This is a genomic window from Streptomyces sp. NBC_01410 (genome assembly GCF_045040195.1).
GTDB lineage: Bacteria > Actinomycetota > Actinomycetes > Streptomycetales > Streptomycetaceae > Streptomyces.
This window is the reverse complement of record NZ_CP109530.1, coordinates 5,847,476-5,860,913: the sequence shown is the minus strand read 5'-3', so window position 1 is coordinate 5,860,913 and position 13,438 is coordinate 5,847,476. Positions and strand designations below refer to the sequence as shown.

At 69.1% G+C, this 13,438-nt stretch carries 11 protein-coding genes and 1 tRNA gene; 1 reads left to right on the top strand and 11 read right to left on the bottom strand.

The window, feature by feature from the left end:
• Positions 1-137: 137 nt before the first annotated feature.
• From rho to OG741_RS27075, 7 genes are all read right to left on the bottom strand, one after another.
• Positions 138-2,144: a transcription termination factor Rho gene (gene rho, locus OG741_RS27105; RefSeq protein WP_405602114.1), complete on the bottom strand. Its 2,007-nt coding sequence runs from the start codon at positions 2,142-2,144 to the stop codon at positions 138-140.
• 380 nt (positions 2,145-2,524) lie between these two features.
• Entirely contained in the window at positions 2,525-3,445 is a 921-nt protein-coding gene (gene thrB, locus OG741_RS27100; RefSeq protein WP_405602111.1) for a homoserine kinase, read from the bottom strand.
• A 307-nt stretch (positions 3,446-3,752) separates the two neighbouring features.
• Positions 3,753-4,823, bottom strand: a complete 1,071-nt coding sequence (gene thrC / locus OG741_RS27095) for a threonine synthase (RefSeq protein ID WP_405602109.1) — start codon at positions 4,821-4,823, stop codon at positions 3,753-3,755.
• A 7-nt stretch (positions 4,824-4,830) separates the two neighbouring features.
• Positions 4,831-6,132, bottom strand: a complete 1,302-nt coding sequence (locus OG741_RS27090; protein WP_328668241.1) for a homoserine dehydrogenase — start codon at positions 6,130-6,132, stop codon at positions 4,831-4,833.
• 97 nt (positions 6,133-6,229) lie between these two features.
• Positions 6,230-7,621 carry a diaminopimelate decarboxylase gene (gene lysA, locus OG741_RS27085; RefSeq protein ID WP_405602107.1) on the bottom strand — a complete coding sequence of 464 codons (1,392 nt, stop codon included), beginning with the start codon at positions 7,619-7,621 and terminating at the stop codon, positions 6,230-6,232.
• A 7-nt stretch (positions 7,622-7,628) separates the two neighbouring features.
• Positions 7,629-8,597, bottom strand: coding sequence for an ArgS-related anticodon-binding protein NrtL (gene nrtL / locus OG741_RS27080; protein WP_405602105.1), 969 nt, complete (start codon positions 8,595-8,597; stop codon positions 7,629-7,631).
• A 55-nt stretch (positions 8,598-8,652) separates the two neighbouring features.
• Positions 8,653-9,087: a response regulator gene (locus tag OG741_RS27075; protein ID WP_405602103.1), complete on the bottom strand. Its 435-nt coding sequence runs from the start codon at positions 9,085-9,087 to the stop codon at positions 8,653-8,655.
• A gap of 186 nt (positions 9,088-9,273) precedes the next feature.
• Here OG741_RS27075 and OG741_RS27070 point away from each other — a divergent pair.
• Positions 9,274-9,345: transfer RNA gene (locus OG741_RS27070), tRNA-Arg, on the top strand.
• 452 nt (positions 9,346-9,797) lie between these two features.
• Here the strand turns inward: OG741_RS27070 and OG741_RS27065 are convergent.
• From OG741_RS27065 to OG741_RS27050, 4 genes are read right to left on the bottom strand one after another with little or no spacing between them, the layout of a single operon-like run.
• Positions 9,798-10,658, bottom strand: coding sequence for a histidine kinase (locus OG741_RS27065; protein ID WP_405602101.1), 861 nt, complete (start codon positions 10,656-10,658; stop codon positions 9,798-9,800).
• Positions 10,659-10,679: 21 nt separating this feature from the next.
• Entirely contained in the window at positions 10,680-11,291 is a 612-nt protein-coding gene (locus OG741_RS27060; RefSeq protein WP_405602099.1) for a hypothetical protein, read from the bottom strand.
• Positions 11,292-11,303: 12 nt separating this feature from the next.
• Entirely contained in the window at positions 11,304-12,755 is a 1,452-nt protein-coding gene (locus OG741_RS27055; RefSeq protein WP_405602098.1) for a hypothetical protein, read from the bottom strand.
• Positions 12,756-12,804: 49 nt separating this feature from the next.
• The gene (locus OG741_RS27050) at positions 12,805-13,281 is read right to left on the bottom strand and encodes a hypothetical protein (protein ID WP_405602096.1); all 477 of its coding nucleotides are present in this window, start codon (positions 13,279-13,281) and stop codon (positions 12,805-12,807) included.
• Positions 13,282-13,438: the final 157 nt, after the last annotated feature.

The following is a 13,438-nucleotide window of genomic DNA, read 5'->3' as shown; positions in this document are numbered from 1 at the left end:
CGGATTCCCCCCCACCGGTAACCAGCGCATGATACGCACGTCAACTGAGCGTTGACCAGCGGCTGATGGGGCTCGGGAGAAAACGAGACCGCCCCGTCACCTGGGTGACGGGGCGGTCTGGTGAACGAGGGACGACGTCAGTCGCTGCCGTTGCCGGCGGACGGGGTCGTCTTCTGGATCTGCAGCAGGAACTCGGCGTTCGACTTCGTCTGCTTCATCTTGTCGAGCAGCAGCTCGATCGCCTGCTGCTGGTCGAGCGCGTGCAGCACCCGGCGCAGCTTCCAGGTAACGGCGAGCTCGTCGCTGCCGAGCAGGATCTCTTCCTTACGGGTGCTGGACGCGTCCACGTCCACCGCCGGGAAGATGCGCTTGTCCGAGAGCTTCCGGTCGAGCTTGAGCTCCATGTTGCCGGTGCCCTTGAACTCCTCGAAGATCACCTCGTCCATGCGCGAGCCGGTCTCGACCAGCGCGGTGGCCAGGATGGTCAGCGAGCCGCCGTCCTCGATGTTCCGCGCGGCACCGAAGAAGCGCTTCGGCGGGTAGAGCGCGGTCGAGTCGACACCACCGGACAGGATGCGTCCGGAGGCGGGGGCCGCGAGGTTGTACGCACGGCCCAGGCGGGTGATCGAGTCCAGCAGGACGACCACGTCGTGGCCCAGCTCGACGAGACGCTTGGCGCGCTCGATGGCCAGCTCGGCGACGGTGGTGTGGTCCTCGGCCGGGCGGTCGAAGGTCGAGGAGATGACCTCGCCCTTCACCGACCGCTGCATGTCGGTGACCTCTTCCGGACGCTCGTCGACGAGGACGACCATCAGGTGGCACTCGGGGCTGTTGACCGTGATCGCGTTGGCGATCGCCTGAAGGATCATGGTCTTGCCGGTCTTCGGCGGGGCCACGATCAGGCCTCGCTGGCCCTTGCCGATCGGCGCGACGAGGTCGATGATCCGGGTCGTCAGCACACCCGGGTCGGTCTCGAGGCGCAGCCGGTCCTGCGGGTACAGCGGGGTCAGCTTCTGGAACTCCGGGCGCCCGCGGCCGGATTCGGCCGCCATGCCGTTCGCGGAGTCGAGGCGGACGAGCGCGTTGAACTTCTCGCGGCGCTCGCCGTCCTTCGGCTGCCGGACGGCGCCGGTGACGTGGTCACCCTTGCGCAGGCCGTTCTTGCGGACCTGGGCGAGAGAGACGTACACGTCGTTCGGACCCGGCAGGTAGCCGGAGGTCCGGATGAACGCGTAGTTGTCGAGGATGTCCAGGATGCCCGCGACTGGGATCAGGACGTCGTCGTCGGAGACCGGCACCTCGCTGGCGAAGTCGTCGCGGCCACGACGGCCACGACGGTCGCGGTAGCGGCCACGGCGTCCGCGCCGGCCGCCCTCGAAGTCGTCGTCCTCGTCGGCACGCGGGGCTGCGCCCTGGCCGCCCTGCTGGCCGCCCTGGCGCTGCTGGCGCTGGCCGCCCTGCTGCTCGTCGCCCTTGCCGCGCTGGCGGTCGCGCTGGCGGTCACGTCCGCGCTCGCCCCCGCGCTCACCACGCTCGCCGCGCTGGCGGTCCTGGCGGTCGCGGCGGCCCTCGGCGCCGTCCTGCGCGGACACGGCGGTGGCAGCCTCGGCCTTGGCCTCGGGCTCCGCCTCGGTCCGTACGTCCTTGACGTCGACAGCCGTCTCGGTCTTGGCCTCGGCCTTGGTCTCCGGGCTGCCCGCCTGCGCGGTGGCCCGACGACGGCGGCGCTCACCGGCCGGCTGGTCGTCGCTGGCCGGCTGGCCCGGAATGTCGATCTGCTGCTGGGCGACGGCCTTCTCGGCCTTCTCAGCTGCGGCGGCATCGCCGGTGCGGGCCTTGGAGGTGGCGCGGCGCTTCGGCTTGGTCTCGGCCTCGCCGGTGCCCGCCTCGGCACTCTTCGGCGCGGAGCTGCCGGCCTGCGCCTCCTTGATGACCTCGATCAGCTGGCTCTTGCGCATGCGCGCGGTGCCCCTGATGCCGAGGCCGGACGCGACCTGCTGCAGCTCGGCCAGGACCATGCCCTCGAGGCCGGTGCCGGAGCGGCGGCGCCGTGAGGTGGTGCCAGAGGCAGCACCTGCGGCGGGCGCGGTGGTGTCGACGTTGTTGTCGGCAGTCACGCCCATCAGATCGGTGGTGTCGCTCACGAAGGGTCCTTCCCTGGAGCGGACGTCGGCCTTCTGGCTCGGCGACCGGTTGTGCTGTCCGACAGCGGTTGCGTATCGCGAACCGATGCCGGGGCGGTGGTCCCGCCGGATAGAACGGCGGAAAGAGATTCAGTGCAAGGTCCGGCCCGAGGTCCCCCTGCTCGGCCCACTCCTGGAAAAGCGAGGGTTTCGTGCCGGTTCCGGAGCGTGCTCGAAACTGCTCAGGCAGGCTGCTCAGGCAGTTGGGGAGGCTCCCGGAAGAATGTTGGTCCCGAAGGGGGACACGAAGCTCCGCGCCACAAAGACGTCAGGTGCAGACTTGAGGTTAACACTACCGGCTCCAACAAACATTCCCCCTCTCCCTCACCGGCAATCTCGTGTCACTGCGGGGCGAGCGGCAGAACACTCGCGCCCGCGGCGTCGAAGGTGAGCCGGTTGGCCGCCCACCCCTCGCCCGCCAGCCGTGCGACCTTGTCGGCCACACCGTCTTCGGTCAGCGCAAGGACCGTGGGGCCCGCGCCGGAGATGACTGCAGGGACGCCGTCGGCCCGCAGTCGGTTGACAAGGTCGACGCTCTGCGGCATCGCCGGGGCCCGGTATTCCTGGTGGAGCCGGTCCTCCGTGGCGGGCAGCAGCAGCTCAGGACGCCTGGTCAGCGCCTCCACCAGCAAGGCGGCCCGGCCCGCGTTGGCGGCGGCGTCCACATGGGGGACGGTACGCGGCAGCAGCCCGCGTGCGGTCTCCGTCAGCACGGCCTTGCTGGGCACGAAAACCACCGGAACGACGGAATCGGACGGGTCCATCCTGATGGCGCGCGCCGCTCCCCCGTCGGTCCAGGCGAGCGTGAATCCGCCGAGCAGACACGCGGCGACATTGTCGGGGTGTCCCTCGATCTCGGTGGCGAGCTCGAGCAGTGCCGCGTCGTCGAGCTTGGCGTCGCCCCCTATGGTCACCGCGCGGGCCGCGACGATGCCGGCGCAGATGGCCGCCGACGACGAGCCCAGACCGCGCCCGTGCGGGATGCGGTTGGCACAGACGACCTCGAGGCCGCGCGGCTGCCCGCCGAGCAGGTCGAAGGCCGTACGCAGGGAGCGTACGAGCAGATGACTCTCATCGCGGGGCAGCGTCGATGCGCCTTCGCCCGCGATGTCGATGTGCAGACCGGAGTCCGCGACCCGGACGACGACGTCGTCGTACAGCCCCAGGGACAGGCCGAGGGCGTCGAAGCCCGGGCCGAGATTGGCGCTGGTGGCAGGGACGCGCACTCGGACGGCGGCGGCGCGGAACGCTGGACCGGCCATCGCTCGATGACACTCCTTGGTTCTGGCTACGAGATTTTTTCGAGATCTGCGAACAATGCGAACAAGACGTACGAACACCCGTGGGCCTCAATGGCAACAACACCGCGGCATATGCGGCGGGGCGGGTTCGGTACAGCGTATCGAAGGAAGGTTCAGTGGCGACATAGGGCGCACAGGAGGCGCACGATGCGTGTCGCAGGCCTCCTGTGCCCCTACGTACGCCGATGTCCGGCTTGCCTTGCTTTCCCCCGGGGCTTTCGCGCACCTCCGGGAGGGCGGGTTTACGCCATCCCGTCGGAGTGCGGGTTTACGCCAGTCCGAGCCGCTCGGCGGCGGCGGCCGCGTCGACCGGCACGGTGACCGGCTGGGGCGCTCCGGCGACGGCCCAGTCGGGGTCCTTGAGGCCATTGCCGGTGACGGTGCAGACGATTTTCTGGCCCGGGTCGACCTTGCCCTGCTCGGCCGCCTTGAGCAGACCGGCGACGGACGCGGCGGACGCGGGCTCGACGAAGACGCCCTCCTGCGAGGCCAACAGCCGGTAGGCGCGCAGGATCTCACGGTCCGTCACCTCGTCGATGAAACCGCCCGACTCCTCGCGCGCGGCGAGCGCCTGCTGCCACGAGGCGGGGTTGCCGATCCGGATCGCTGTAGCGATCGTCGAGGGGTCCTTGACCACTTCGCCGCGCACGATCGGGGCCGATCCTGAGGCCTGGAAGCCCCACATTCGAGGAGTGTGCGTGGACATCTTGTCCGCGGCGTACTCCTTGTACCCCTTCCAGTACGCCGTGATGTTGCCGGCGTTGCCGACGGGCAGCACATGAATGTCGGGGGCGTCACCGAGCGCGTCGACGATTTCGAACGAGGCGGTCTTCTGGCCCTCGATACGGAACGGATTGACCGAATTGACCAGCGCCACCGGGTAGTTGTCGGACAGCGCGCGAGCGAGCTTCAGGCAGTCGTCGAAGTTTCCGTCGACCTGGAGGATGCGCGAGCCGTACACCAGCGCCTGGCCCATCTTGCCCAGCGCGATCTTGCCCTGCGGCACGAGGACCGCACAGACCATTCCCGCCCGTACGGCATAGGCGGCGGCCGACGCGGACGTGTTGCCGGTGGAGGCGCAGATGACCGCCTGCGCGCCCTCCTCCTTGGCCTTGGTGATGGCCATGGTCATGCCGCGGTCCTTGAAGGACCCGGTGGGGTTGGCGCCCTCGACCTTGAGGTGCACCTCGCAGCCCGTGCGCTCGGAGAGGACATTCGCCGGGACGAGCGGCGTACCACCCTCGCCGAGCGTGACGACCGGCGTCGTGTCCGTCACCGGGAGTCGGTCCCGGTACTCCTCGATGATGCCGCGCCACTGGTGGGTGCCGTTGGTCGTCATGGGTCCCTTACTCCCCTTCAACACGCATGATGCTGGCGACACCGCGCACGGTGTCGAGCTTGCGCAGCGCCTCGACGGTCCCGGAAAGGGCGGCGTCGGGCGCGCGGTGGGTGACGACGACGAGGGAGGCCTCGCCGTTTCCGTCCTGTCGACCTTGCTGACGGACCGTGTCGATGGACACGCCGTGCTCGGCGAAGACCGTCGCCACCTGGGCGAGCACGCCCGGCTTGTCGGCCACGTCGAGACTGATGTGGTACCGCGTCACCACGTCGCCCATGGGGCTCACGGGCAGCTGGGTGTACGCGGACTCACCGGGTCCGGTGGACTCGGCGAGCCTGTTGCGGCATACGGCGACGAGGTCGCCGAGTACCGCGGACGCGGTCGGCGAGCCGCCCGCGCCGGGACCGTAGAACATCAGCTGCCCGGCGGCCTCGGCCTCGACGAAGACGGCGTTGTACGCCTCGCGGACGGAGGCGAGCGGGTGGCTGAGCGGGATCATCGCGGGGTGCACGCGGGCCGTGACGGACTGCCCGTCGGCCGCGCGCTCGCAGATGGCGAGGAGCTTGACGGTGCAGCCCATGCGCTTGGCGGAGGCGATGTCGGCGGCGCTGACGTCGGTCAGGCCCTCGCGGTAGACGTCGTCGAGGCGTACGCGGGTGTGGAAGGCGATCCCGGCGAGGATGGCGGCCTTGGCGGCGGCGTCGAAGCCCTCGACGTCGGCGGTCGGGTCGGCTTCGGCGTATCCGAGGGCGGTGGCCTCGTCCAGGGCCTCGGAGTACCCGGCCCCGGAGCTGTCCATCTTGTCGAGGATGAAGTTCGTCGTGCCGTTGACGATTCCGAGCACCCGGTTGACCTTGTCGCCGGCCAGGGACTCGCGCAGCGGCCTGATCAGCGGAATCGCACCGGCGACCGCAGCCTCGAAGTAGAGGTCCTTGCCGTGCTCCTCGGCGGCGGCGTAGAGCGTCGCGCCGTCCTCGGCGAGCAGCGCCTTGTTGGCGGAGACGACGGAAGCGCCGTGCTCGAAGGCGGTGGTGATGAGGGTGCGGGCGGGCTCGATACCGCCGATGACCTCGATGACGACGTCGATGTCGCCGCGTTTGACGAGGGCGGTCGCGTCCGTGGTGATGAGGCCCGGGTCGATGCCTTCGCGCACCTTGGAGGGGCGGCGGACGGCGACACCGGCGAGCTCGACGGGGGCGCCGATACGGGCCGCGAGGTCTTCGGCGTGCGTCGTCATGATGCGCGCCACCTCTGAGCCGACCACTCCACAGCCCAGCAGCGCCACCTTCAGCGGACGCGTACGCATCATCCGACCTCGCTTCTCATTACTTCTACGGTGTGGACCAGTCTCACTCACCGGACGGAAGTTTCTATCCTCCGTCCGGCATGCGAGACATCTATCTCAACTATCCGACGTCGAGACGCAGGAGATCTTCCTCCGTCTCACGCCGGACGATCACCCGCGCCTCGCCGTCCTTGACGGCGACGACCGGCGGGCGCAGCGCGTGGTTGTAGTTGCTGGCCATGGAGCGGCAGTACGCGCCGGTCGCGGGCACGGCAATCAGGTCGCCCGGGGCGAGGTCGGCGGGCAGGAACGCGTCCTTGACCACGATGTCGCCGCTCTCGCAGTGCTTGCCGACCACACGGGCGAGCATCGGCCCGGCGGTGGATGTCCGCGACACCAGGGCGACGCTGTACTCGGCGTCGTACAGCGCGGTGCGGATGTTGTCGGACATGCCGCCGTCGACGCTGACGTAGGTACGCAGGCCCTCGAGCGGCTTGATGGTGCCGACCTCGTACAGGGTGAAGGCGGTGGGACCGACGATCGCGCGGCCCGGCTCGACGGAGATCCGGGGCGTACGCAGCCTGGCGGCCTCACACTCACGAGTGACGATCTCGTTGAGCGCCTTGGCGATGTCGTGCGGCTCGCGCGGGTCGTCGTCGGAGGTGTACGCGATGCCGAGACCGCCGCCGAGGTCGATCTCGGGCAGCTCGATGCCGTGCTCGTCGCGGATCTCGGCGAGGAGGCGGACGACGCGGTGGGCGGCCACCTCGAAGCCGGAGGTGTCGAAGATCTGCGAGCCGATGTGGGAGTGGATGCCGATGAGCTCGATGCCGTCGAGCCTGAGGGCGCGGCGTACGGCCTCGGCGGCCTGACCGCCCGCGAGCGGGATGCCGAACTTCTGGTCCTCGTGCGCGGTGGCGATGAATTCGTGGGTGTGCGCTTCCACTCCCACGGTGACCCGGATCTGCACGCGCTGGCGGGTGCCGAGCCGCTGGGCGGTGTGGGCGACGCGGACGATCTCCTGGAAGGAGTCGACGACGATGCGCCCGACACCGGCCTCGACGGCCCGGTCGATCTCTTCCTGGGACTTGTTGTTGCCGTGGAAGGCGATGCGTTCGGCGGGCATGCCGGCATCGAGAGCGGTGGTGAGCTCACCCCCGGAACACACGTCCAGGTTGAGTCCCTCCTCCTTGAGCCACCGCACAACCGCCCGTGACAGGAAGGCCTTCCCCGCGTAGAAGACGTCGGCGTCCTTGCCGAAGGCGTCTGCCCAGGCGCGGCAGCGGGCGCGGAAGTCGGCCTCGTCGAGGAAGTAGGCGGGGGTGCCGAACTCCTCGGCGAGCCGCGTCACTTCGAGACCGCCGACGGTGACGACGCCTTCGTCGTTGCGGCCGACCGTGCGGGCCCAGACCTTCTCGTCGAGGACATTGAGGTCGGTGGGCGGGGCGGTGTAGTGACCTTCGGGCAGGACGTCTGCGTGGCGGGGCCCGGCGGGGTGTGCGGAACGGCTCATTCTTCTCTCACAGGTAGTCAGGGGCGCTGATGCCGAGCAGGGACAGGCCACCGGCGAGCACCGTCCCGGCGGCTTCGGCGAGCGCGAGCCGGGAACGGTGGGCGGCCATGGGTTTCTCGTCGCCGAACGGCAGGACGTTGTACTGGAAGGCGAGAAAGGCGTCGGCGGTGCTCTCCAGATGCCGGGCGAGCCGATCGGGCGCGCGGAGGCGTGCGGCGGAGGCGAGAACGGCCGGGTGGTCGCCGATGGCGGTGGTGAGGGCGGGGGCGTCGACGTGCTGCTGCGGGTCACTGGCGAACCCGAGCTCTTCGGCATTGCCGGTGAGGGCCCTCGTACGGGAGTGGGCGTACCGGACCCGGAAGAGCGGATTGCGCTCGTGCTGTACGAGGAGGTCCGGACCCGCCTGCGGCCGGTCGTGCGCGGCGCCCGAGAGCAGAGCCCAACGGGCGGCATCGGGACCGAGCCGCTCGACGAGGTCCTGGGCGGGGGCGGGCACGACATGCAGGACTTCCGGATCGCCGTGCGTGACATCGGCGCCCTGGGCGCGCAGGAGCTCCAGGACGGTCTCGGCCCAGACGCGGGCGCGGAGCTCGTCGGCGGGCCGGAAGCGTACGGAGAGGTCGGCGGCCCAGTCCCCGTGCCCGTAGCTGAGGCCCCGCTCCAGCACCTGCCGTACGAGGGCTTGCTGGACGCCCGCGTCGAGGGTGAAGTTCAGGAACCCCGGTCCGGTGATCTCAACGCGGGCGATCCCGGGGCTGTGGGCGATCCGCCGCCGCAGCTCCTCGGCAATGGCACGCGGTTGCTGGCGAGCCGGCCCGGCGAGCCGCAGGGCGACATTGGTGGCGTAGTCCCCGCATCCCCCGGGCCGCGGCCGCTCGACACTGACGCTCTCGGGCACGGGCGCATGCAGCACACCGTCCTCCACCGCGCGGCACACGGCGTGCAGCACGGTACGAGAGAGCTCGGCGGGGGTCACGGGACAAGCGTATGGGAGGGAGGGGGGCCCTTCGCGAACCGGTTTCGCGATGCGGTCAGCCCCGTGCGCTTTCCGCCCGCCCGGCACCATGCCTGCCGTCGACGGACGGCGGGCCCTCCCGATGCATCAACTGCCGTACGAGCCGGACCAGCTCGGCGGGCTCGAAGGGCTTGGCGAGAAAGGCGTCGACACCGGCGGCGAGGCCGCTCTCCACCTCGTACTGGGTGCACGCACTGATGATCGCGACGGGCAGATGACGGGTCCGCGGATCATCCCGCAGCCGCGCGGCGGTGCGGAGCCCGTCGAGGCGGGGCATGACCACATCGAGGGTGACGACATCGGGACGGACGCGATGCACGACCTCCAGGCACTCGACACCATCGGCCGCGGTCACGACCTCGAAGCCCTCCAGCTCGAGATTGACCCTGATCAACTGCCGGATGACCCGGTTGTCGTCGACAACGAGCACACGGCCGGACGCGCCTGACACAACTCGAGAGTAGGTCTGTGGGCGGGGCCGCGTCCGGGTTTTGCCGACTTCTACCCCGCGCGGGCGCGGCGAGGGGGGCCGCGGGACGGCTCCCGACGCGGCTCGGGGAAGGTGGAAATACCTGTTCACGGGGACCGTGTGGGAGCTGGTAGGGTTCTACCCGTCGCCGCCGAAACGCGGCGGAACGCCCCCGTAGCTCAGGGGATAGAGCAACGGCCTCCGGAGCCGTGTGCGCAGGTTCGAATCCTGCCGGGGGCACTTCATCCGGACCAGCGTGAATCAGCCGCTGACCTGCGGAAGTGCCAGACTTCAAGAGCCGGACCCAGTCCCACTGGGTCCGGCTCTTTGTCGTTTTCTATCGCTGATCGCGAGTGAGGTCGGGGCGAGCATGCCACTTCTGACCTCTCTAGATCACCACCCTGGCCGGGCGCACCTCCACTGGATCAGATCAGCGGCACGGGAGCACTTCGCTGGTCCCGCTTGGCAGCACCCGGTCAGACGAAAACCAACCCGTCACCTTCGTGGCGGCGTGCACTCGCACGTCACTCACCAGATGTTCTTCAAGCCTGATGAGCGGCCGGCAGCGCGGAAGCGGTCTCCACCACACGGTCCAGGCCGTGGCCCACATGCAGAACCTCGCCCTCGCCGCACGAACGGAACCGCCCCAGAGTGAGCCTGACCTGCCCAAGTACAGCCTTCTGCAACGCGCTTCAGAAGTCCTGGCGGCGCTGGCGTGATGCGGGTTGCCGGAGTTCGCCCTCGTCGGGCAGGAGGCCGGTGATCCGCGTCCAGATCGTCTTGGCGTCCACGCGGACGAGCCTGAAGGTGCTCGTCGGGGTGATCCGCTCCGCGGGCGCGGGCTCGGTGGGCAGCTCCCGCAGCCAGTAGCCGATGGGGCCGCAGTCCCAGACGGCGAAGCCGCGCGTCTCTACACCGTCCTGGCCCTCGTGGTGGGCCTGCCATGCCGCGGTCAGGCGCCAGCTCGACCGGAGCTCGGAGATCAGGTCGGCGACGAGTGTCAGCACCGGCTCGCCAAGGCTGCCGCCCGTCGCGAGGGCCCGGCGGATCGCATCGCGCTCGTCGTCGGCGGACCGGAAGAGGCGCTCGCCTTCCAGGACCGCGAGACCCGCCTCGACGGTGCCGATGGTCGTCTCGACGACGGAGAGAGCCGTGTCCCGGGCGGCCGAGGACTGCTGAAGGTTCACCATGTCGGCGAGCTTCCAGACCAGCATCTTCGGCTCGACGCAGGAGTACTCGGCCTCGGTCACGCCCGGCCACGCCTCGTGCGCGACGACGTGCTCCTCACCGATGAGCATGCCGTGGTGCAGCTTGCCCTGCCGGCTTGCGGCCTCCAGCGAAATGATCACCCCCGGGGTGAGGACCGTCTTCATCAGCGGCAGCAACAGATGGGACAACTTCCCGTCCTCATCGATCAGACCGCAGTCCAGCAGCTCCTTCCCGGCCGCCACGAACTCTTCGGGCACCTCGTCCCCTGCCGCCAGCTCGGAGAGCACGATCACATGCTCGTCGGCCAGGTGGAAGCGGGACCGGGATATGTCGAACGAAGGCATATACGCTCACTTGGTAGTCGCTCAGGACTGGGACTCGGCCCAGAAGTTGAAGATCCTTGAGAAGCCCGCCCGTACGGCGCCGCGCCGCGTGAGCACGGACCGGTCGACTCCGGAAAAGAGAGCCGCGAGGGAGACGTCGGCGGGCAGGACCCGGCCCGCCGCCTGCACGGTTACTTTCTTGCCGCTTCCGAGGCCGGACTGCCGCACCGTGATGACGACACCGGGGTCCTCGGCGTCGGGCCGCCGCGACAGCTTGTACGCCCGGCGGTTGATCGCCGTGAGCCGGTACGCGTCCCTCAGATACGTCATGTGCAGGGAGCGCCCCCGATGCGTCGGCGCCCACCGGTTCCGGCTCATCCGCACGAGACCGTCGCCCACCCGGAGCGTCGCGCGATTCAAGGTCGGCATCGACACGACGTCCGTGTGCACGCCACGCGTCTCGAACGTGGCCGTGGGGATGAGACCACCGCGCACCTCCGTGACAATCGCGTTCGGCACGTCCCGACCCGCCGGGTACACGACTCGGATGTCGCCGAGCTCCGGAGAAGTGCCCTGCCAGCCGAACTTCGTGCGCCCGGCAGGCTGTTTCTCCTTCCAGTACCCGAGCGTAAACGGGCTGATGGTCGTGTGCATGTCTTTCCCTCGCTAGTCGAACGGGTTGAGGGCGCTGCCCAGCTTCTTCGCCCCGTCGGCGATACCGTCCCCGACGTCCGAGGCCTTGTCGCCGATCCAATCCCCGGCCTTCTCTATTCCGTCCCCTATAGCCTCGTGGTTGTCCCAGATCAGACAGCCGGCGTACACCACGCCTGTGCCGATCGCCAGTCCCGCCGTGACCGGGTTGGGTGCAACGGTCAGCGCGGTCATCGACGCGCTGAACGCCGTTCCGCTGAGGTCGGAGGCGAACTTCGAGGGATTGGCCTTGATCATGTCGGCGTCGTACGTGGCCAGGTTCGCCACTCCGTAGGCGGTCGCCGCGACACCACCGACGACACCCGCGCCCCGGATCCATCCGGCGGCCTTCGCGGCGTTCGCGAGGCCGCCGTTCTGCGCGACCTTGACGAGGTTGGCCTCCGCCGCCGACGGCATGAAGAAGGAGCCGTTCCGCATGAACCCGCCGAACATAGCCGCTTCGTCGGAGCCGGTGATGGCGTTGACCATACCGGGAGGAAGCCTGCTCAACAGGCTTCCGGGCGCTGCCCCACCCATGCGGTTGTTGATGAAGGTGGAGAGGAAGGTGCCGGGCGCAGTGATGTCCTTGCCCTGCTTCAGGTACTTGAACAGCTTCCAGGAGCTGCCCAGGGTCCCGCCGACCGCGGCGGCGAACGCGGAGGCGGTGATCGTGCCTTTCTGGACGGCGGCGAAGAGTTCCGCGAGCCTCTTGCTGCCGGTTATCTTCTCCACGCCCTCCTTCTGGAGGCGCTGCAGATAGTCGTCCAGAGTCTCGCCGTCCCGCATAGCCAGCGAGGCGAGCTCCATGCGCTCCTGCTTCTGCTGGTCGTCCGCCGTCGCGACCTTGTCGGCATTGCCGTTGAAGCCGCCCGCCGTCTCGTCGTTCTTGTCCCCGCCGCTGTCCTTGACCACGGCTTCGAGGTCCTTCTGGAAGTCCTTGTCGGCGTCATCGACGGCCTTCACGCAGGACTTGATGTAGTCGGCCCAGGACTGCTCGCTCTCCCGGACGCTCTTGGCGTAGTCCGGGTCGTGGCGGAGGGCGTTGCGCTCGCCCTCGGTGGCCCTCTCGAGGTCGAAGGCGACATTGCCCTGCTCGGAGACCTTCATGCCTGCCTTGATGGCGTTGGCGCGTGCTGTCTCCAGCTGCTTCTTCAATTCGACGAACTGGGCGTGCGCGTTGCTCAGCAGCGTCGCCGTCGCTTTTGCCTGAGTCTGGGCGGCCTGGTACTCGTACTGGGTCGCGGCAAAGTTCATGGAGGCCGCGTTCGCGCTCTCGCCCTGCCAGGCGTCGCCGAGCGTGACTTTCTGGACACTGTCCCGGTAGCGCTTCTCGACCTTCGCGAATTCCTCCGCCATCGACTTCCACGTGTCGGCAGCGGCGGAGAGCTTCCCGAAGTCGGTCGTCATGACTTCGCGGTATGTCAGCATGCTCATTTCCCCTGGGGCGCTTCGGAGTCGTGCGATGGCCTGCGGTGGCTCACTCGTAGCTGTTGAACGCTGACGGCGTCTTGATGCCGTTGAGGCGGTCGCGGCGGCCGGTGTCGACTCCGGTCAGGGTGGTGACGGTGCTCCTGAGGCCGTCGCGCTCCTTGCTCAGGCGGCCCAAGAGCGTCTTCACCTGCCCATCCCAGGTGGTTTGCACCTTTTTCAGTGCGGTTGCGGTCGCCCATCCGCTGAACGCGCTGACGGCGCTGCCGTTTGCCTCGTCCGCGTGGTCGCCCGCCTTCTTGGTACTGGTCAGCAGCTCGTTGTCGATGGTGTTGGCTGCGGCGCTCTTCTCGGCCGGCGTCGACGCGAGCTTCGACGTGCCGGGGCCCGGGCCGGGGGCCGGGCCGTCCTCGGGGAGCCGGTTCAATTGCATGGCCGTGGAGCCCCGTTCGGCCGCCTCGGCCCGCAGCGCGGCCCATTCCTCGTCGAAACCCACGGTGCGCCAACCCCCGATGCTGGTGATCACGATTTAGCGTCGCATTGTACGTCCGGCACCGTCAGGCACCAGAATCGATCACGCAGGGAGCTCGGCTTCGGTTCCCGCCGGGATAACTCGACCGTAGGCTGGGCGAATTGCGGCCCTGCACGTGCGAAGTGGCCACCGCGGATCGTGAGCATGAACT